Raw genomic sequence first — 20,237 nt, 5'->3', positions numbered from 1 at the left:
AACTAATTTGCTAAGTTTTTCAATTATATTATAATTTTATATCTTTCAAAAAATCTTCTAATTTTATGCTTAAGTTTTCGCGTTCTTTTTCTAATGCTGTTATTTCTTTGTTTATGCTTTGCAAATCCACATGCTCTTCATCTTCAAATGAGTCTATATATCTAGGTATATTGAGATTGTATTCATTTTCTTTTATCTCTTCTAGGCTTGCTGATTTAGAGTATTTTTCTATATCTTTCCTGTCTTTGTAGGCTTTGACTATTTTTTCTATATCCTCATCGCGTAAATGGTTTTGATTTTTTCCTTTCTCATATTCTACGCTTGCATCTATAAATAGAATGTCTTTTTCTTTTCTGTTCTTTTTTAATATTAGAATGCAGGCAGGTATTGAAGTGCCGTAAAATAAATTGTTTGGAAGCCCTATAACAGCATCAAGCAAATTTTCATTTATTATTTTTTCGCGTATTATTCCCTCGCTGGCTCCTCTGAATAATACACCATGAGGCATTACAACAGCAGTGATGCCATTTTCAGACATACTGTTTATCATATGAAGTACAAAAGCATAATCGCCTTTGCTCTTTGGAGGTATGCCGTACTCAAATCTATTGTATGGGTCTTTAACTGCTATTTCCTCTCCCCATTTATCCAAGCTGAAAGGAGGATTTGCAACTACTATATCAAACTTTTCTAAATTGCCGTTTTTGTTTAGGAATTTAGGTTCTTTGATAGTGTCACCCCATTCAATCATTCCTTTATCGCCTATTTCATGCAGATACATGTTCATTCGGCATAAAGAATATGTTTGGCTGTTTTTCTCCTGTCCGTATACAGAGCATTTTTCGCCTTCTAATTCTTTATACACTTTTACAAGTAAAGAACCGCTGCCGCAAGTAGGGTCATATACTTTAACACCGTCTTTTATATTCAAAGTTACTATTTTGGCTATAAGCATAGATACTTCGGGAGGGGTGAAGAATTCTCCTCCTTTTTTACCGGCATCGCTTGCAAAGTTTTTTATTAAATACTCATAAGCATCGCCCATAACATCATTGTTTTCTAATGCACTAGGGCTTAAATCTAATGCAGGATCATTGAAGTCTTCAAGCAGATTTTTTAATATAGAATTTCTTGTTTTTGTGTTGCCGAATTTATTTGAATCATTAAAATCTATATTATTGAAAATGCCTTCAAATTTACTCTGATTCTGTTTTTCTATTTCTCTTAATGCAGTATTGATTCTTTCACCAATATTGTTTTCTTCTCTTATAGAATATAGATAGTCAAAGTTAGCAGTTTCGCTTATTTTGTAATCTAGTCTTTCAATCATTCTTGATAAAAGTCCTTCATTGCCTTTATATTTTTCTCTTAATTCTTTAGTTTTCTCTTTCACAAAATCGGATAAATATTTAACAAATAGCATACTCAATATATAATCTTTATAAACAGATGAGTCTATTGATCCTCTAAAAGTGTCGCATGCCTTCCAAACTATGTTTTCAACTACTTCTTTTGTTGTTTTCATTTTGATTTCTCCTTTTAAAAATATATTTTACTAAATGATTAACAGTTTTTTAATATTTTATTCATAGCTTCTTTATAGAATACTTGTTTTAATTCAAATAGTTTTCCATGAATAAAAATATCCCTTTCAAACAATGAATTTATTTCAATGATTTCTTTTTGTTTATCTATACTAGGCAATTCTATTTCTATTTCTGCTATATCAAGAGTACCTATAGATATTATACCTGTTCCTCTTGATTCTCTTTTTAGAAATTTCTGAACTTTATTGTTATTTAGATAAATAGCAATAAAATGCGGCAGGCATATATTGTAAAATTCTTCTTTTATTCTAATGCATGCCATTAATGAACTTATTATACAGTTATCGATATTATCTTCTATTATTATGCTATTGAATGGTTCTCTTAATCTTATGATAATATCGTTTGCTTGTATTAGATCGATATTTTTTTGTTTGATTTGTATAGTATCGATGTTTTTTTCATTTTGAATATACTTTACTGATTTGTTATCGAATGCTTTTAGGTTAATTAGATTAATGTCGTATCCTTTTTCGTATTTTTTTGCTGAAGCTCTTGAAACAGAAGCCCCAACTCTAATATTTGCTATATCTTTTAATATTATTTTTTTCATAGTTGTTTCCTCCTATGTTTTTATATTATCAGATATATGAGTTTTGTCAATATTTTTTATTTAAAAATCACGCTCTAGATAAAAATATGTTGTAAAAAATATATAGTAATTATACAAATGATACATATTTTTGCTCTAACTTGAAGTATGTTGTTGTTTTTTCTTAAAGATATGTTCTAAATTATGAAAAATTAATATGGATAAACAAAAATAACACCGAAAAAATCAGCGGATATAAAACTATATCCGCTATTAAGGTAAATTATGAAGAAAAAATTTATAAAATTAGATACAAATCAACTTTGTTATATTAATAATATATAAAACTTTTAAAAAAAGTGTAAAAAAAAATATGTTTTTTTTATATTTTTTTCTAAAAAAAGATTTTTTTATATTAAAAAAAGTATAAAATTAAGAAAAAATAACGATTAACTATAAAGGGGTGTTATATTTTACTATTTAAATAAAAATCATATTTAATAAATAGTAGTAATAAATTATAAAATTGATTTTTTTATATATAAGTATAAATTGGAGTTTTTATATGAAAAGGATACATAGTTTATCTTTCAAAGTTCCTGCTATAATATCGGTAATATCCATATTAATAATATTTATTATATTAAGTATAGCAGTAATGTTCGCTAATAAAGGTATAAGCAAAAGCCGATTTGAAGGTTTTGCCAATACTGCACAATCGTATGCTAAATTGTTTGATGCTATATTGATAGATCAGGTTTCTTTAGCTAAGACTTATTCGGTTGCTCCGGCAATTATGAATTCACTTTTAAATAGAAATGAACAGACAGAAGCGGATGCTTTACAAGCTTTGGCATTATTTAATGGAGCTAATGAATATTCTATAAATATAGCAGTAATAGATTTGAATGGGGATATTATAGCTGATGCTTTGGGAAATTCTATAGGTAATAATATTGCTGATACAAGGTCTAATTTTTGGAATATATTAGAAAGTAAGAATTTTGAATATACATTTGATGAGGAAATAATAGATTCAGTAGATACTGGAAACAAATCATTGATATTAGGCGGTGCTATAAAAAGTTTGGACGGAAATTTATTGGGAGCGATACTTGTTGTAATAGATTGGAAACTTATACATGATCATTATTTTTCAGATATAGCTTTGGGAGAAACAGGAAGAATACTAGCAATAGATGCTAATTTGATTGATATAATGGATAATATTTATGAGCAAATAGGTTCTAGTGTGGTTCCGGATTATAAAACAGTATTTGATAATAATTTAAATCAAGGTACATTATCATACGTTTATATGGATAAAAAAAGAACAGGTTCTTATTGCAGAATGAAGTCTATGAATTGGATAATTGCTATGACTATGTTTGATAGTGAAATATATGCTACAAACAGGGAATTAATTTTAATAAGTTCATTGGTAGGATTAATTGCCATTTTATTGTTATCTATATTTGTTGCCTTATTTATAAAGAGAATAATGACTCATATAAATAGTATTATAAAAGAGGCTAAGGAAATAGAAACAGGAAATTTAACTTATGTTTCAAATGAGCATAAGAGAAAAGATGAGCTTGGAATATTATTTGAATCTTTCAGCGGAATGCGTAAGAAACTTACAGAGATAATATCTCAGGTTAATGATTCTTCTATTAAAATAACTACAGCAGCTCAGGAATTAGCTAATGGTAATTCTGATTTATCAAGAAGAACAGAGGCACAGGCTGCAAGTCTTGAAGAAACTGCTAGTTCTATGGAGGAGATGGCTTCTACAATCAAATCTTCTACTTCGCATTCTATAGAAGGTAATAATATGATGAAGGAATCTATGAGTTCAATTAAGGATGCAGGAGCTATAATTTTAGAAACTACTAAGAGCATAGAAGAAGTCAATGAGGACAGCGAAAAGATAAAGAACATAACAAAGGTTATAGAGGATATTGCTTTCCAAACTAATATATTGGCACTTAACGCTGCGGTTGAGGCTGCACGTGCTGGAGATCAAGGTAAAGGATTTGCTGTTGTAGCAAGCGAGGTTAGAAATTTGGCACAGAACTCTCAATCTTCAGCTAAGGATATTACAACTTTAATTAATGTTATATATGAAAAGATTAGTAAATCAGTAGAGAAGGCTAAAGAGTCTGAAAAGATATTTGAGGATTTGGAGAAGAAAATAGAGGAAACTTCTAACATAATGAGGGATATAAGTGAAACAGCAATAGAACAGCAGGCGGGAGTTGATCAGGTAAATACAGCGGTTTCTCAAATGGACAGTGTAACTCAGCAGAATGCCGGATTGGTAGAACAATCTGCTTCAGCAGCAGCTTCTTTGTTAAATGAAGCTAGAGAGCTAGAAGAAGCAATGCGCTTCTTTAAGCTTGAAAAATAATAATTTTAAATATTGTAAAGCTAATTATAAAAATTGTGAGCCTCTGGCAAGTTTACTTGACAGAGCCTTTGAGCGAACAATTTTTATTAGCAATAATAAAAAATAATAATTTTTTAAATATTAGAATTTAAATATAAAAGCGAGCCGAAGCCCTTAACTTAATTTATTAAGTTAAGCCTTTAGGCGTAGGCGAGCATAACAATAATAAAATTGTAGTCTTTATAAAAAATTGACAGCCGTCTGATAATTTATTATCAGAGCCTTTCAGGCGGCGGATTTTTTATAATAAAACCTGAGATTTATAATATCAAGGCTAAATTTTCATTCCCCACCCTATATTCTTATTAATTTATTTTTCAATGTTAATTTTTTCTTTCTTATTGCTTATAGAGAATTTATAGCTCCCACCCTAGAGATTTTTTTATTTATTACTTCCACAACGCACGCAGAGTAAAATTATAAATATGAGCGAATTGATTATAACATTTAAATTATATTTTAAATTTGGTTAACCGTGCGTTAAATAAATTTTTAAATATAATTACAGCTTGGGCGGGTGCTTTATTTTCTTAATAGATTTTAAATATAAGGAAATTTAAAATTGCAGATTATAGCAATAAAGAATAAAGGGCGGGGTATGTAAATAAAATTTCAAAATATAATTGTTTTTATATTTTATTCAAGCCCATATATTTTTAAGAATTCGCTTAATATAGTATGCATAATAATTCTTTTTTTATCATAATCTAAATTTCTTGTAAGCTCTATTCCAAAAGATTCTATATTCTTTTTAGCAGCATAATAAGTAATAGTAGTAGGCATAGGATAATACATCTGTCTGAATTTGAACTTCATAGGCTCTATTCTTGAGTTTATATTATCCAATACTTTTACAACTTTATCATCTAATTTTCTAGTATCATATATTATTGAATCACCAAAGAATTCTTTAAATCCATTTCCTTCATGAAGAGTAAGAACAACATCTATATCATATTCATCAAGCATATCCATATACTCTTTAGCTAATTTATCAGTATCAGTTCTGCTTATACTTTTATCAAAGAATCTGTTATTTATATCCTGTCCTTCTATGGCCCTAGTATTTTTTCTATATGCTTCAGGTACGGCAATAGGTACAATAGTAAGACTTCCTTTTTTTATAGGCATAGTTATTCTTTCCATAGCAACATCAGTACCAACTCTCTCGCTTCCATGAGGCACTATTAAAAATATATTAGGACCTTTTTCTGGGTGAACCACTCTGTATATAGTGTTTTCATTCTTTGTGCCTTCCATTATTTTAAAATTATATCTGTCTATATCTTCATTTAAATGGCTTGCTACTTCGCTTTCTAATTGTCTTGATACATTTTCTATTAAAGCCTTTTCATTTTCTGTAGTTCTATAAGGACCGTTAAGCATTGGTATTATAGATGTTTTATGATGAGGCTCTAAAAAATAGCTTACTCCCAAAGATGCCTCAGGTGTTATTTTTACAGCATTATTATATGTTATAACAGATACTTCATCATCATAAGATACAACAGCAAAAGATTTTCCTTTGAAATTATATCCTTTGCCGTCTTTTGTTAAAGTCATTTGAATATCATCATTATGTTTGCTTTTTATATAAATATATCCATTATCCAAAGTGAATTTATTATTTTCATAAGTAAGTTTTGAACTTGGCATAAGTATTATTGATTTTTCTCCGTTATCTATTACTAAATACGATTCCTCTTTTGTAGATATAGAGAAATAATCATCTGGAAAACTTTTTTTTATATCCATGTCAGCATGCTCTTCATTAACAATTACAGATGCTTCTCCCTGTCTGGATATAACTTTAAAACTATTAGCCGATAATACAGAAGTAAGTATTATAGAAAATATAATTATGTATTTATTCATATAAACAACCATTAAATAAAAATATCGTTTTAATTTTCGTTTAAAAATAAAAATGCTTTAAATAAAAATTTTATTTAAAGCATCTAATATAAATTTATGGTATTAAAATAACGAATTAGTTTTCTTTAGAATATAACATATCTCCAGAAGAATATATAGTTTCTTTTTTATTGTATTTTGCAGAAATAGGCACTCCGTCATCTCTTAATTGTATATCAAGATAATAATTGTAATCAATATATTCAAAATATACGCTAGGTAATATACTTGAGTTTTGGGAATTGTATACATTTATTGATACACCAGGATATAAAAGTCCAAGCATTATACTATATCCGTAAAAACCATCTCCTTTAGATAATTCAAAGAATTTTGAAGGTATTTTCACTTTTTGAACATCATTCTCATAATATGTTACAAAATCTTTTTGTATATCTACAGTTCTTTTTAATCCATTATCAGTTCTGCTTCTTTTTTCCCAGTATCCTTTATCTATTCCTTCTCTAGGTCCTGGAGCTTTATCAATCATGCCAACTATTATATCTGAAGTTTTTTTATTTTTTATATAAATATATCCAACAGTTTCAAATTCATCAGTAGGAAATTGAATCTCTCCAACCCAATTATCAGAACTTACTATATATCCATAATATCTGTCATAGTATTTATTTTTATTTTCCTCTTTTATGCTGTAAATAGCATTTTTATCAAAATTAACCTTATCAGTTTTATTTGATATTACTAAACCACTTATTCCGCCATTTTCTATAACAACATCAACTGAATCATTTCCTGTGCTGTCAGCATTGAAAAATTTCCAAGTAGAATTATACTTATTATCTATTCCTTTAACTGTGTATTTATTTATAGCTTCTGTTGCAGGATTGTTGTAAGATGTAGGGTTTGTTACATTATTAGAATTATTTCCGCAGCTTATGAAGAATATGAATAATAAAAATGTAAAGATGTAGTATATTGTTTTTTTTATCATAGTATATCCTTTATTTTCAATATATTATCTATCTTGTAAATTGTTTTTTATATAATAATATTTACTAAATAGTAATATGATAATAAATATAATAAAGTTAGAAATTTATGTGCTATTTTTTTATTATTTTTTTAAAATTTATGCTTATAAAATAAAAGGCTTGAATCTAATTAAAGACTCAAGCCTAAATATATAATTAATTACTTTAGAGAGATACAAATATTTAAAAGTTATGCCATTATTAATTGACCGTTATTTTTTATGCAGATTTCTAAAGAGTTAGTTAATCTTACTCTGTAAAACTCTATTTTTTTGCTGATTTCAAAAACATAAGCATTATTGTATTTTTTCATTATGTTTTTAATTTTGCTTGCTATAGTTTTTGGAAGTATATTTTCAGATAATTTATCATCGCTGCTTATATAGTTCCAAACTCCGTTTTTGTCAAAGTTTATATAAGTGCCGTTACTTAATTTGATTTCATACTGATCTTTTACTTTATCAATATAAACGATTTTAGCCTTGCTGTAATTAGAAGCTATAAATCTTCTAATGTTTTCAGGTAATTGGCTAGGTGTAATTTTAATAAAAAGGTTTAAGCTGTTAGTCATATTGTATCTCCTTACAGTTGGTATTTGTAAATTCTCTTTACATTTATAATTATAGCAGAATGTAAAAAATAAGCAATATTTATTTACAAATAATTTACAATAATTTTACAAAACTAATTTAAAAATAGATTATTGTAATACATATAATACATAAATTAGCTGTATAAAAAGAATTAGTGTAAAATATATTTACAAATACTGCAAAATTGGCTATAAATATAATATTTTTATATGAAAATTAGAAATGAACTGGAAATTCTAGTTAAAAATTATAATTTTTTAATATAAATATATTAGCTTTTACAGTTAAAAATTTTATTTACATATCCCGCCCTTTATTCTTAAAGGCATCATTATGAAATTTTTACTTTATTTTGTTTTTCTACGCTATTAGAAAATATAGCACCCACCCAGGCTTTATTTAATTTTAAAAATCTATTTAACGCACGATTAACTTAACTTTGTTTATGATTTGCATTAAAATTAAGAATTGTATTATATTTGTAAATTTATTCAGCGTGCGGTGTAAATGTTGTAAAATAAGTAAAAATTTTTATTGTATATTACTCTCTGAATCATTATCTGAATATTTAGTGAAGATAATATTAAGTTTAGATTGAAGAGCTATAATAGAATAAATATATCCAAACGGTATAAATAGAAGTATAGCCAAAACGGCAGCACTTTCACCATAACTGTCTAGTTCAGCCTTTTTGCTCATATCATTAAATACTATTGTTCCATATTTATAGAACCAATATACAGCGAATAATCCGCATGTTATTATTGATAAAACAACAGCCAATGTTGGGTTAATATATTCCTGTTCCATATAGTTATTAACATCATTTGTTGTAACATAAATCCAATAAATAAAATATATACCGCATGTTACTATTGATAAAATTGCTACAGTTAATAATGATTTAGTTTGAAAATTCTTCATAATAAATATATTCACTTATAAAATGTTTTTTATTTAGTTTAATATATAAAAATGTATAATTCAATTATAATTTTAGAATATGTAAAGCTAATAATTTTTGTTATCAATAATAAAAAATTCTCAATAAATTCCGCTTGCAATGTTATATATATTATAGTATCATATAGTATAATATAATTATGTTAATATGGTGATAAATGTTTAAGAAAAAAATCAAAGATAATAGTAATAACAATGTAGTAAAGAAGAAAAAATCAAAGTTAAAGAAATTTATATTAACTATTTTTATAGTATGTTTATTCATATCCGTTACAGTAGGTATAATAGGTATTTACTTTGTCGGAGGCGTATATAAAGATTGGGTAGCCAGAAGAGATCAAAGTATGGCTATGCTTGAAGAATACTATGATATAATAGTTATAAGAGGCAATGAAAAAAGGATAAGATATTTCAATCCTTTAAATCCTTTCGGAGATTCTCCTCCTACAAAGATATATGATAGAAATAATATATTGATAGGTGAGTATATGCCTCCAGCTTATGAGGTTGTTAATGTTGATGATATTAACCCTCTTTTGGAGCAGACATTGCTTTTGATGGAGGATCAGAAATTCTATTCTCATAAAGGTATTAACTATTTCAGAACAGCCTATTTAGGTATTAGAACTATTTTAACTAGAAAAATAATAGGCGGAGGTTCTACACTTACCCAGCAGTTGGCTAAATTATTATTCACTAAAAGCGAAAGAACTATAGAAAGAAAACTTTTTGAAATGTTTGCAGCTAGAGAGATAGAACAGAAATATACTAAGAAAGAAATTTTAGCTATGTATTTCAATACTGTTTATCTTGGAGATGGAAATTACGGATTTGAAGCTGCAGCCAATCATTATTTCAATAAGCCTTTAAGACAATGCAGATTATTAGAATATGCTATATTAGTTGGTATGCTTCCAAACCCTACATACTATTCTATAGTAAATAACCCAGATAACAGCAGAAAAAAAGTAGAGCAGATATTATCAAGACTTGTAAAAAATAAGATTATAGATAAAGAAACTATGGAAGCTGAACTTGCTTTATTTGATAAAGAGTATACTAATATCAATAAGCAGGTAAAAGGTGCTCAATGGAAAATGACAGTAAATAGAACACCTTATGTCAATGAATATGTAAGACAGGAATTATTAAATTATTTTAATAAAGATGAGCTTGCATTATCCGGACTAAAAATATATACAACAGTAAATGAAAGATATTACAGAGTAGCTGATTCTGTTATGAAAGAAAATATAAGAAAATTGCAGGCTAGTTCTTCAAACAGAAGTTATCAGGGGGCAATGGTATCAATAGACCCAAAAACAGGCGGAGTGCTTGTAATGATAGGTGGAGACGGATATACATTGCAAAATCAATTTAACAGAGCCGTTCAGGCAAAAAGACAAATAGGCAGTGTAATAAAGCCTTTTATATATTTATATGCATTTGAAGGGGGAGCACAGCCTTTCTCTACTATGTTAGATACTAATTATAGTTATCCTCAGGGTACAGGAAAGCCTGCATATTCACCTAGAAATTTTGACAGAAGGTATAGAGGCGAAATAACTTTAGAAACAGCATTATCAAAATCTATTAATACAATAGCTGTGAAATTATTAAATGATATAGGACTTTCTTATTTTATAGAACATTCAAGGGAATTTTTTGGAGAAAATGCTTATATACCGAATGCTTTATCTATAGGTTTAGGAACTATGGAGATGAGTCCGCTTGATTTGGCTTCTGCTTATAGTGCATTGGCTAATGGCGGTATTAAATATGAGCCTTATATAGTAGATAAAATAATTGATATGGACGGCAATGAGCTTAGCGTTACAGCTTTGGTTGATAGAACACCACATAAAATAAGTGCAACATCTCCGTCATCTTATTATTTTTTAAATACTACTTTACAGAAAGTAATAGCACCAGGCGGAACAGCATATAGAAGTGCTAATACTTATGGATTTAAATATCCTTCATATTCAGCAAAAACAGGTACTACAAGCGAACACAGAGATAACTGGTTTGCTGCCTATAATGATGAAATAGTTACAATTACTTGGATAGGAAGCGATAGAAATGATTTGCTTCCAAATAATGTTACAGGAGGAGCTACTACTGCTTTAGCTACATTTCAATATCTTGATGCTATAACTCCATCGTCTAAAAGGGAATTTAATTGGCCTGTTCCTAATGATGTATTGATAGTAGAAATTTGCCAGGATTCAGGACTTCCTAGAAATCATACTTGTGTAAATGTAGCACCGCTTACAGTGGGAGGAAATGTTGATTTATCTACTCAATGTCCTATAGATCATATTAGAACAGGTACTCCTAGAAATGATGCAACTAATGATGCTATGATGGAAGATGAGGGAGATTTTTATTATACTCCTTTAGATGAAAATAGTAACAGCTATGATAGTAATCAAAATAACAACATACAAAATAATAATCAAAACAATAATAATATATACTTGCTTCCTGAAGATAATATAGAAGATCCTAGTTTAGGAAATATAAGAAGTTAAAATAAAAAGGGGGCTTATAAAAGCTCCCTTAAATCTAATTTATTTACTATTTATGGAAATAAAAATAAATAATTTTTGTATACTGCTTTATAGTTAAATATTATTATGTTTTTTATCAAAACTATAAAATTATTATTAATATAATTATCTGTTTGTATAATAATCAAAAAAAATTAATTTTTTTGTTTTATTTATGCAAAAAATTTTTTTTAATATAAAATATATAATAATCGGTTATATTATTTATACGAGAAATTTTAAAGGATAAGTATGATTAGTTTTTTTAAAAGTCAATCTACAGAGGCAAGACGTGATTTAATACTTTATGGTCCTATTACTAATACATTAATAATGTTATCTATTCCTACTCTTATAATGAGTATAGTAGTGTCTATGATACCATTAATGGACGGACTTTTTCTTAATAATGTTGCAGGTACTGTTATAGCAAGCAGCGTGCATTTTGCAGAACCTATAATCAATATGATGACGGCATTATCTCAAGGTTTGGGTGTTGCTGCTATGGCTATAGTAGGGCAGTATAATGGACTAGGGGACTTTCAAAATGCAAAAAGAATATCCACACAGATAGTTGTTATAGGTGTAATGTTTGGAATTGCTATGGGTCCTACTCTATATGTTGTAAGTATATTAGTATCAATGAATCTTCTTCCTAATATTAAAGAGAATGTATTTACATATTTATCTTTATACAGCTTTGTTATGCCTATGACATTTTTAGCTGCTTTATATAATGGTATAAAAAATGCTAATGGTAAACCTGAAGCTACTCTTATAAGAAGTATAATATTACTGCTTTTAAAAGTATTATTTAATTTTATATATGTTTATTTACTTCATTTGGGTGTAGTTGGAAGTGTATTAGCTTCATTTTCCACTTATTCTATAGTAACAGTTTGGATGTATTATGATTTATTTATAAAGAAAGGCGATGATAAATTATCTTTAAAAGATTTTAAATTTGATTTTACTGTATTGAAAGAACTTATGATTATAGGTGTTCCTTCAATGCTTAGTACATTTTTAACTAATTTTGGATTTTTACTTATCAATATAGAAGTTGAAAGATATGGAGCTGCAGTATTAAACGGACAGGGTATATCTAATAATATAGTTAATATATGCTTCAATTTTGTTGCTGCTTTTGGTTCTGCTGTTACTACAATGGTTAGTATGAATATAGGTGCGAAGTATAATGATAAAGCTAAAAAGTCTTGTTATACAGGAATTATAATGTCAGTTATTACGGCTGTTATTCTTATAGCTATTATTATACCTCTTACGCCTCATCTTACTATATTATTTACTAGGGAAGCTGAAGACTTATATGTAGCTAATAAATCCCTTCCTATATTTGCTTTTGGAGTATTAGGTTTTGGTGTAGCTATGGTTTCTCAAGGTGCTTTAATTGGACTTGGAAGAACTAGAATACCTCTTATAATAAGCATACTTAGAATATGGGCTTTGAGATTCATATTTATTCTTTTAACAAGCAAGTATTTATCATATTGGTCAGTATTCTGGGGAAATTTATTTTCAAATACTATGGCTGGAGTAATAGCACTTGTCATAATATTAAGAGTGCCTTGGGTTTCTGTTATCAATTTGAAAACACAAAATAGTCTTGTTTTAAGGACTAGATTATTTGTAGATGCTTTAGGAGCTAAATTATTCCCTAAAAATATTGGTAAAAGAAAAGTTTATGTTCAGAAGATGAGAGAGAAATTGAGCAAAATAAAAGACCCTGTTAAACTTGTTTTATTTAGAGAAAAAGAACTTGAAAAGATAGAGAGAATGCAGGAAAAAGAAGAGAGAGAAATACAGAGAGAAGAAAAGAGAAAATTAGAGAGGGCTGAATGGAGAATGCAGCTTGAAGAGATGAAAGAATTGAGAGAGAAAAGAAATCAAGAACGCAGAGAATATAATGAAAATAGGAAAAAAGAGAAAGAGGCTAAAAAATTACAAATGAAGCAGGAAGTTCAGGCTAGAAGAGCAGCAAGACATAGAGTAAGAGAAGAGAAAAAAATAGAAAGCCAAAAACGCAAAGAAGAGAGAAGGAATTTAAGAAATAAAAATAATGATGCAAAAAATAACTGAGAGAATGAATATTTATGAATAATACAACTTTAGTAATATTAATAGCAGGAAGCTCAAGAAGATTTGCCGGTAAAGTAAAAAAACAATTTATAAAGGTTGATAATAAGCCTATATTTATTCATACTCTTATAAATATGCTTAAATTTAATTTCAATAATGTTGTTTTAGTTAGTGCCGAAGAAGAGATAAAAAATATAAAAAAATATATAGAAAAAGAAGAACTCATAAAAGAAAAAATAAAGAAGAATATGCATTATATAAGCGGCGGCAAAGAGAGAGTATATTCTGTATATAATGCTATGACTTTTTTAAATGAGCATAGAGAAGATATTAAAACAGATTATGTATTTATTCATGATGGTGTGAGACCTTTGGTAAAGAAAAAAGAAATTGCCTTATTATATGAAACAGTTTTGAAATATGATGCTGCCATATTGGCTTCTAAGGTTGTAGATACAATTAAAAAGGTTAATGATAATAAAACTATAACAGACACTATTGATAGAACCTATCTTTATAGGGCAGCTACTCCTCAAGGTTTTAAATTTGATAATTACATGAAAGCTATAGAAATGTATATAAATGATAAAGATGCTGGTTTAGTTACAGATGATGCTGAAATATACAGTAAATATTTTGGGGATGTTAAAATAGCTGAATGTTCATCTGATAATATAAAAATCACTAATAGAGAAGATTTAGATATTTTTATAAAATTAAGATAAAATCATATTAATTATTTGCTTTTTTTTTTATTAAATGATAAAATTTTAATAATAAGTTATTAGGGGCAATAATTTTGAAGTGCAATATCTGTGGCAAAGAAAAAGCTGTATTATATATTCAAGAAATAATAGGTAATGAACGCAGAGTAATTCATATATGTAAAGAATGCGAAATGAATGGCAATATTATAGAAAAATGCCTAGAATTAGAGTTTAATAATATTGATACTATATTTCCTAATTATAAATCATTGCCTTCCAAAAAGAAAAAGAAAAAAACTCCGAATTCTAATAAAATATGCAAAGTTTGCGGATATTCTTTAGATGATTTTATAAAAACCGGTGTAGTATCATGTCCTAAATGCTATGAGTATTTTAAATCAGAACTTAGCAAGCATATTAAAAAGATACATAGAGAAAATAAGCATATAGGAAAAATATCAAGTAAAAATTTAACCAATAAAGATATAGAAGCAAAAATTAGTAAATACAGAGAAGAAATAGAACTTCTTATAAAAATAGAGAAATATGAAGAAGCTGCTTTGATAAGAGATAAATTAGAACATTTGAAAAAAGATTTAATATCTAAAAAAACTAAGAGCGAAAAAAAAGATGTCCGTTAATAATACAGCAAATTGGATATATAAAAAAGGTGAAGATGATAATATAGTATTATATTCTAAAATTTCAATTTATAGGAATTTAGATGATATTAGATTCTTTCATAATATGGATAAAGAAGATTTTAATAATACAGAAAATATTTTAAAATCTAATATAGAAGAATTAAATCTTAATTTATCATATAATAAACTTATTGAGATGCCTGCTATTAATATTAGAATGCTTATAGAAAATCTTACTATACCAAACAATAAAAATATAGTGCATGCATCATTATTTACAGATGAAGATGAAGATGTATCTTTATTGATCAATTCAAATGAACATTTAGAAATTCAAACTATAGCAAGAGGATTAGAATTAGAAAAATGCTTTAATAAAGCTTATGAAATAGAGAGTGCTTTAGATCAGAGAATAGATTTTTCTTATGATAAAAAGTTCGGATTTCTTACAAGCTCCCCGAATATAATAGGTACTGCTATGAAGGCTGAAGTTTGTGTTGCTGTACCTTGTCTTACTTGGAAAACTCCTGATAATGTAGATTATATTGTAAGTGAATGCAATAAAAAGGGGCTTGAAGTAAATGTAAAAAATGGTTTGCTTATATTAAGTAACAATATTATGATAGGGGTTACTGAAAAATTCATACTTGATACTATTATAGAAAAAGTTAAAGAGATATCCGAAAAAGAAAAGAAAATAAGAAATAGAATAAAAAAACTCGATAGAGTAAAGGCAGAAGATAGAATATACAGAAGCAATGCCATATTATTAGCAGCAAGATCATTAAAATATAGAGAACTTATCAATTATAGCTTATGGCTCAGATTAGGACTTTATTATGATATTATTGATAATATAAGTTTGGATACTATATATTATATGGCATTTGTAGGTAAGAATGCTCATTTAAAGCATTTATATGAAAAAAGCAGCTATTATAGAAATATCGATGAAATAAGGGCTAATGTTATAAGAGATATATTAAAAAAATAGCTATTTTATAAAGTTAATTTCTACATTGTATTTAAAATTGAAATTCATACCGTAAACATTAAAAGTTAAAATTATATCAGCATTGCATTTAAGACTTTCTGATTTTATAGCATCTAAAGCTGTTTGAAATAAATCCATATATTTGGCCTTAGATTTCATATTCATTTCTCTAGAATCATTTGCAGGAATTTTTATAATATTTGATTCTTCAGATGATACCGAATTAGCAAATATATCACCTGAAGAATTAATTAGGTTTATTTCAAGTTTTTCTATTGGAATCTCAAAAGGTAAATTATTTTTTATTTCCAGCAATGTATTTAATGTAATATCAGATAAAGTCATATTATCTATAGAGGCAGATTTTACTGTTATATCGGGCTTATATTTTTCTATGTACTCCCTTGTAATTTTATCAGCCTCTGATTTTACTTTAGAGCATGATATAATTATCAGCATTAAAAAAGCAGATATTTTAATTAATTTCATGATATTTTATTACTTTATCTTAAAATATTACAGTAACTTTATTTATTCTGTAAATGTTAATTCTTTAGTATAAGGGAATTCAAATTTCATTCCGTATACAGTGAATGTCAAAGTTACTTTAGCATCACATTTAAAAGATTTTGATTTTATAGCATCAAAAGCTGTTGTAAATACATCTAAATATTTAGCTTTAAAATCCAAATTAATATCTCTTGCCTGATTTGCAGGTATCTTTAATGTTTCTACTGAAGTAGCTGTTGCAAAAGTTTTTCCTGAAGTATTAACAAGGTCTATTTTTACTTTATCAATAGGAACTTCAAAATCTAAATTGTTTTTTATTTCAAATAGAGTAGTTAAAGTGATATCCTGTAATGTTACGCTTGATATTTTAGCACTTTTTGCTTTTATATCAGGTTTATGTTCTTCTATGTAGCTTCTTGTAATTTCTCTTGCTGATGACTGTAATGTTTCGCATGAAGATAATACAAATAGCATTGATAATATTGAGATTATAACGGTTATTTTCTTAATCATAAATCATACCTTTTTTATTTAGTCATATTTATATAACAAATATAACTGAAAATAGTAATATATAATAATGTATTATTGATTATCACTAAAAATAAATTAAATAGTTGGTTCTATGAATTATATAGATGTTTTATAATATCAAGTATATCAATATTATGCTCATAATTTTTTAAATTTATTGGTATAATAGAAAACATATTCAATTTAGCAGTTATTATATGAATTTTAAATATTGATTTCTTAAAATTAAAAAAGTTATTTATTAAGTTTGAAAATTCTTTATTGTATAGAATGACATTAAAAGTAATATCTTTACTTTCCCTTGATTTTATTGATATATTATCGCATTCACTATAGGCAAATTTTTCATTTAAGCAATTAATAAGATTAAGTTTTAGATTTTCTAATTTTATTTTTATAGGATAATTATTTTTTATATTTAATGTTATTTGGAAGTATGTGCTGTCCCATTCAAATTTCTGAAGAACAAAATTTTTAATATTAGCATCAATATGTAATTTCATTATAAATAGATTGTATCATAAAAAAAGTTACAATCTGAATCAGACTGTAACTTTTTATTTTATAATTAAATATTAATTAGCTAATTTTAAATTGCATTCATGCTCTTCTTTTTTGTACATAGCCTGTCTTTTCATAAGAAGATCGAAGTCTATTAAATGTCCATCAAATTCAGGACCTTCAACGCATGCAAATTTAGTTTGATCTCCTACTTTTACTCTGCAGCATCCGCACATACCAGTACCGTCTATCATAATAGGGTTTAAGCTAACAACAGTAGGAAGATTATATTTTTTTGTAAGCATAGCAACAAATTTCATCATAATAGCAGGACCTATAGCTATAACTTCAGAAATTTTTTCGCCTCTTTCATATATTCTAGTAATCATATCAGTTACAAGACCTTTTTCACCGTAACTTCCATTATCAGTACAGATAAGAACTTCATCAGATATTTTTTTCATCATATCTTCCATAATGATAAGTGATTTATCTCTAGCACCCAATATAGAAATAACTTTATTACCAGCTTTATGATGAGCTTCTACTATAGGATGTAAAGGAGCAATACCTACACCGCCGCCGATACCTAAAACTATGCCATCTTTCTTTTCTATATGAGTAGGCTGACCTAATGGCCCTATGATATCCAATATTTCATCACCAACTTTAAGTCCCATAAGTTTAGTAGTTGAATATCCTATACTTTGAGTAACTATAGTAATAGTACCAGCTTCTACGTCAGCATCAGCTATAGTTAGGGGTACTCTTTCACCTTTTTCATCTAGTCTGAATATTATAAAATTACCAGCTTTACGATGTTTAGCAATATCCGGAGCTAGTACTTTCATCATGAAGACCTTTTCTGACCATTGCTCTCTGGCAACTATTTTATAGCCCATAAAATTCTCCTTAAAATCTTAAAATAAAAAAATATTATTCTGCTGAAGAAGTATTATTTTCTTCTGCTGCTGTATTTTCTTCAGTAGTATTTTTTATTAAATCAGAGTGTTTCGGTATTTTTACGCCTAATCTTTCTACTAAGCGAGCTTTTTTACCAACTTTATTTCTAAGATAGTAAAGTTTAGCTCTTCTTACTTTAGCTTTTCTTATGATATCAACATGATCTATTCTAGGAGAATTCAATAAGAATATTCTTTCAACGCCTACGCCGTAAGATATTTTTCTAACAATAAAACTTTTATTAATTCCTTTTCCGCGAATAGAAATCACAGTACCTTCATAAGCCTGTAATCTTTCTCTATCGCCCTCGATAATTTTTACCCATACTTTTACTGTATCACCTATTTCAAAAGGTAGTATGGCTTCTTTTTTATATTTTGCTTCTACTAATCTTATCTGTTGATCCATTTGTAATATCTCCTAATTAATTTTATTTATATTAATGTTATTTAATTTCCGTAAGAATCTAAAATAAACAAATATAACATTATAGAATATAGTTGCAATATTCTAACATAATATGTTAATTTTATCAAGTAAAATTCAAAATAAATTTTAATAATATTAATTTTGTAAATTCTCTAAAAATATTATTTTAGAATCAGAAACCTCCCAATTAGTACTAACATTTTTCTTGTATATCATTTCAAACATCATTTTACCGGCATTGTATCCTTCCATAAATACGCCTTCCATAACAGTAAATGATATTATGCCTGACTTTATTAGGTTTTTTATACTTTCTGCCATACCATGAGTAACTATTTTCTTATCTTTCAATATGCTTTTATCTATCATATCATAAATTTCTTGAGCATATCTATTAATATAAATTCCTTTAATATTATCTTTAGAGCATATTTTTTTTATAGTATATATGCTGTCTTCTATATTTCCGCAATAAATAGGCCCTATAATATCTATTTTAGTATTTTTTATCCTTTGTAAAAAGCCCTCTAAATACATTCCTGAAGAAATATTATCATCTCCATTATCTATAATAAGAAGTTTTTCATTATCTCTTAAAAGATTAGAAACTATTCCAGCAACTATAGAGCCTTGTTTTATATGATTAGGCCCTACATGAGGTATATTTTCAGATAATCTTGTTCCTATAGATATTATATTTATTTTACCGAAATATGGTTTTAGTATATTATATATTACTTCTCTATTTAATGGTGTTATTATTAAACCATCAATATTACCTTCTTCTAAGATGTTTTTTAAAATTTCTACCTGTTTGTCTGGAGAATGTATTTCTGTTGGTGTTATTTTTAAATTATAATTATATATAGAATATTCTTTTTGAATAGTATTAAGTCCGCGTACTATTTCTTTTGTATAAAATTCATTAAAAGAATTGGCTATAAGACAATGAACAGTTTTTTCTTTTTGATTTGCTAAAGAGCTTCCTATATAATTTTTTTCATAATTCAGTTCTGAAGCCAATTCTAATATTTTGGATTTAGTTTCTTCTTTGATAAACTCGCTTCCGTTTATAGCTCTAGCTACAGTTGTTCTGCTTATTCCAAGTCTTTTAGCTATTTCTTTCTGTGTTACTCTTTTTAGGTTTTTCAATTCTATTACATTATCATTCATGATGCTTTATACTATCCGGATATTTAGTTATTTATATTATAGTAAAAGTTTTAATTTTTGCAAATATAAATGATATATTT

Annotated in this window: 18 protein-coding genes; 6 read left to right on the top strand and 12 right to left on the bottom strand. The window is 27.0% G+C overall.

The annotated features are described in order from the left end of the window. Nucleotides 1-28: 28 nt before the first annotated feature. Nucleotides 29-1,525 (bottom strand): type I restriction-modification system subunit M, encoded by a 1,497-nt coding sequence (locus Q0K19_RS06065; RefSeq protein WP_297246333.1) that lies wholly within the window; start codon nt 1,523-1,525, stop codon nt 29-31. A gap of 38 nt (nt 1,526-1,563) precedes the next feature. After that, the gene (locus Q0K19_RS06060) at nt 1,564-2,160 is read right to left on the bottom strand and encodes a restriction endonuclease subunit S (protein WP_297246331.1); all 597 of its coding nucleotides are present in this window, start codon (nt 2,158-2,160) and stop codon (nt 1,564-1,566) included. 544 nt (nt 2,161-2,704) lie between these two features. Here Q0K19_RS06060 and Q0K19_RS06055 point away from each other — a divergent pair. After that, nucleotides 2,705-4,549, top strand: a complete 1,845-nt coding sequence (locus tag Q0K19_RS06055; protein WP_297246330.1) for a methyl-accepting chemotaxis protein — start codon at nt 2,705-2,707, stop codon at nt 4,547-4,549. A gap of 675 nt (nt 4,550-5,224) precedes the next feature. Here Q0K19_RS06055 and Q0K19_RS06050 read toward each other — a convergent pair. The 4 genes from Q0K19_RS06050 to Q0K19_RS06035 all read right to left on the bottom strand — a co-directional run bounded on the left by Q0K19_RS06050 (nt 5,225) and on the right by Q0K19_RS06035 (nt 9,011). Next, nucleotides 5,225-6,463 (bottom strand): hypothetical protein, encoded by a 1,239-nt coding sequence (locus Q0K19_RS06050; RefSeq protein WP_297246329.1) that lies wholly within the window; start codon nt 6,461-6,463, stop codon nt 5,225-5,227. 115 nt (nt 6,464-6,578) lie between these two features. Then, entirely contained in the window at nt 6,579-7,454 is an 876-nt protein-coding gene (locus tag Q0K19_RS06045) for a hypothetical protein (RefSeq protein WP_297246327.1), read from the bottom strand. 230 nt (nt 7,455-7,684) lie between these two features. Continuing rightward, entirely contained in the window at nt 7,685-8,065 is a 381-nt protein-coding gene (locus tag Q0K19_RS06040) for a PepSY-like domain-containing protein (RefSeq protein ID WP_297246325.1), read from the bottom strand. Nucleotides 8,066-8,618: 553 nt separating this feature from the next. Next, nucleotides 8,619-9,011, bottom strand: coding sequence for a DUF4234 domain-containing protein (locus Q0K19_RS06035; protein ID WP_297246323.1), 393 nt, complete (start codon nt 9,009-9,011; stop codon nt 8,619-8,621). A 197-nt stretch (nt 9,012-9,208) separates the two neighbouring features. On the opposite strand from Q0K19_RS06035, the gene Q0K19_RS06030 reads away from it, so the two are divergent. The 5 genes from Q0K19_RS06030 (at nt 9,209) to Q0K19_RS06010 (ending at nt 16,047) form a co-directional block, all read left to right on the top strand. Further along, nucleotides 9,209-11,584 carry a transglycosylase domain-containing protein gene (locus Q0K19_RS06030; protein ID WP_297246321.1) on the top strand — a complete coding sequence of 792 codons (2,376 nt, stop codon included), beginning with the start codon at nt 9,209-9,211 and terminating at the stop codon, nt 11,582-11,584. Nucleotides 11,585-11,854: 270 nt separating this feature from the next. Continuing rightward, nucleotides 11,855-13,702 (top strand): MATE family efflux transporter, encoded by a 1,848-nt coding sequence (locus tag Q0K19_RS06025; RefSeq protein WP_297246319.1) that lies wholly within the window; start codon nt 11,855-11,857, stop codon nt 13,700-13,702. Nucleotides 13,703-13,716: 14 nt separating this feature from the next. Next, nucleotides 13,717-14,427, top strand: a complete 711-nt coding sequence (locus Q0K19_RS06020) for an IspD/TarI family cytidylyltransferase (protein ID WP_297246317.1) — start codon at nt 13,717-13,719, stop codon at nt 14,425-14,427. A 74-nt stretch (nt 14,428-14,501) separates the two neighbouring features. Further along, a complete protein-coding gene (locus Q0K19_RS06015) occupies nt 14,502-15,050 on the top strand; it encodes an excinuclease ABC subunit B (protein WP_297246315.1) in 549 nt (182 codons plus the stop codon). Beyond that, entirely contained in the window at nt 15,040-16,047 is a 1,008-nt protein-coding gene (locus tag Q0K19_RS06010) for a guanido phosphotransferase (RefSeq protein ID WP_297246313.1), read from the top strand. Before Q0K19_RS06015 ends, Q0K19_RS06010 begins: the two co-directional genes overlap by 11 nt. On the opposite strand, the gene Q0K19_RS06005 is transcribed toward Q0K19_RS06010, so the two are convergent. The 6 genes from Q0K19_RS06005 to Q0K19_RS05980 form a co-directional block, all read right to left on the bottom strand. Then, on the bottom strand, nt 16,048-16,536 hold the full coding sequence (locus Q0K19_RS06005; protein ID WP_297246311.1) for a hypothetical protein: 489 nt from the start codon (nt 16,534-16,536) through the stop codon (nt 16,048-16,050). A gap of 42 nt (nt 16,537-16,578) precedes the next feature. Beyond that, a complete protein-coding gene (locus Q0K19_RS06000) occupies nt 16,579-17,070 on the bottom strand; it encodes an LEA type 2 family protein (RefSeq protein WP_297246309.1) in 492 nt (163 codons plus the stop codon). 110 nt (nt 17,071-17,180) lie between these two features. Next, complete coding sequence (locus Q0K19_RS05995; protein WP_297246307.1) at nt 17,181-17,594, bottom strand: hypothetical protein; 414 nt, start codon at nt 17,592-17,594, stop codon at nt 17,181-17,183. A 72-nt stretch (nt 17,595-17,666) separates the two neighbouring features. Further along, nucleotides 17,667-18,494: a sulfide/dihydroorotate dehydrogenase-like FAD/NAD-binding protein gene (locus tag Q0K19_RS05990; protein WP_297246305.1), complete on the bottom strand. Its 828-nt coding sequence runs from the start codon at nt 18,492-18,494 to the stop codon at nt 17,667-17,669. Nucleotides 18,495-18,528: 34 nt separating this feature from the next. Next, nucleotides 18,529-18,963 carry a 50S ribosomal protein L19 gene (gene rplS / locus Q0K19_RS05985; RefSeq protein WP_297246303.1) on the bottom strand — a complete coding sequence of 145 codons (435 nt, stop codon included), beginning with the start codon at nt 18,961-18,963 and terminating at the stop codon, nt 18,529-18,531. A 156-nt stretch (nt 18,964-19,119) separates the two neighbouring features. Then, complete coding sequence (locus tag Q0K19_RS05980) at nt 19,120-20,157, bottom strand: LacI family DNA-binding transcriptional regulator (RefSeq protein ID WP_297246301.1); 1,038 nt, start codon at nt 20,155-20,157, stop codon at nt 19,120-19,122. Nucleotides 20,158-20,237 lie beyond the last annotated feature (80 nt).

This window comes from uncultured Brachyspira sp., assembly GCF_944393015.1.
Taxonomy (GTDB): Bacteria; Spirochaetota; Brachyspiria; order Brachyspirales; family Brachyspiraceae; genus Brachyspira.
The sequence above is the reverse complement of the archived record's forward strand: the minus strand, read 5'-3'. Positions and strand labels throughout refer to the sequence as shown.

Coding starts and splice junctions, on each gene's coding strand:
- Q0K19_RS06020 (WP_297246317.1), top strand. CDS start 13,717: ATGAATAATACAACTTTAGTAATATTAATAGCAGGAAGCTCAAGAAGA.
- Q0K19_RS05995 (WP_297246307.1), bottom strand. CDS start 17,594: ATGAAATTACATATTGATGCTAATATTAAAAATTTTGTTCTTCAGAAA.
- Q0K19_RS06055 (WP_297246330.1), top strand. CDS start 2,705: ATGAAAAGGATACATAGTTTATCTTTCAAAGTTCCTGCTATAATATCG.
- rplS (WP_297246303.1), bottom strand. CDS start 18,963: ATGGATCAACAGATAAGATTAGTAGAAGCAAAATATAAAAAAGAAGCC.
- Q0K19_RS06065 (WP_297246333.1), bottom strand. CDS start 1,525: ATGAAAACAACAAAAGAAGTAGTTGAAAACATAGTTTGGAAGGCATGC.
- Q0K19_RS06035 (WP_297246323.1), bottom strand. CDS start 9,011: ATGAAGAATTTTCAAACTAAATCATTATTAACTGTAGCAATTTTATCA.
- Q0K19_RS06045 (WP_297246327.1), bottom strand. CDS start 7,454: ATGATAAAAAAAACAATATACTACATCTTTACATTTTTATTATTCATA.
- Q0K19_RS05980 (WP_297246301.1), bottom strand. CDS start 20,157: ATGAATGATAATGTAATAGAATTGAAAAACCTAAAAAGAGTAACACAG.
- Q0K19_RS06000 (WP_297246309.1), bottom strand. CDS start 17,070: ATGATTAAGAAAATAACCGTTATAATCTCAATATTATCAATGCTATTT.
- Q0K19_RS06060 (WP_297246331.1), bottom strand. CDS start 2,160: ATGAAAAAAATAATATTAAAAGATATAGCAAATATTAGAGTTGGGGCT.
- Q0K19_RS06030 (WP_297246321.1), top strand. CDS start 9,209: ATGTTTAAGAAAAAAATCAAAGATAATAGTAATAACAATGTAGTAAAG.
- Q0K19_RS06025 (WP_297246319.1), top strand. CDS start 11,855: ATGATTAGTTTTTTTAAAAGTCAATCTACAGAGGCAAGACGTGATTTA.
- Q0K19_RS05990 (WP_297246305.1), bottom strand. CDS start 18,494: ATGGGCTATAAAATAGTTGCCAGAGAGCAATGGTCAGAAAAGGTCTTC.
- Q0K19_RS06050 (WP_297246329.1), bottom strand. CDS start 6,463: ATGAATAAATACATAATTATATTTTCTATAATACTTACTTCTGTATTA.
- Q0K19_RS06040 (WP_297246325.1), bottom strand. CDS start 8,065: ATGACTAACAGCTTAAACCTTTTTATTAAAATTACACCTAGCCAATTA.
- Q0K19_RS06010 (WP_297246313.1), top strand. CDS start 15,040: ATGTCCGTTAATAATACAGCAAATTGGATATATAAAAAAGGTGAAGAT.
- Q0K19_RS06005 (WP_297246311.1), bottom strand. CDS start 16,536: ATGAAATTAATTAAAATATCTGCTTTTTTAATGCTGATAATTATATCA.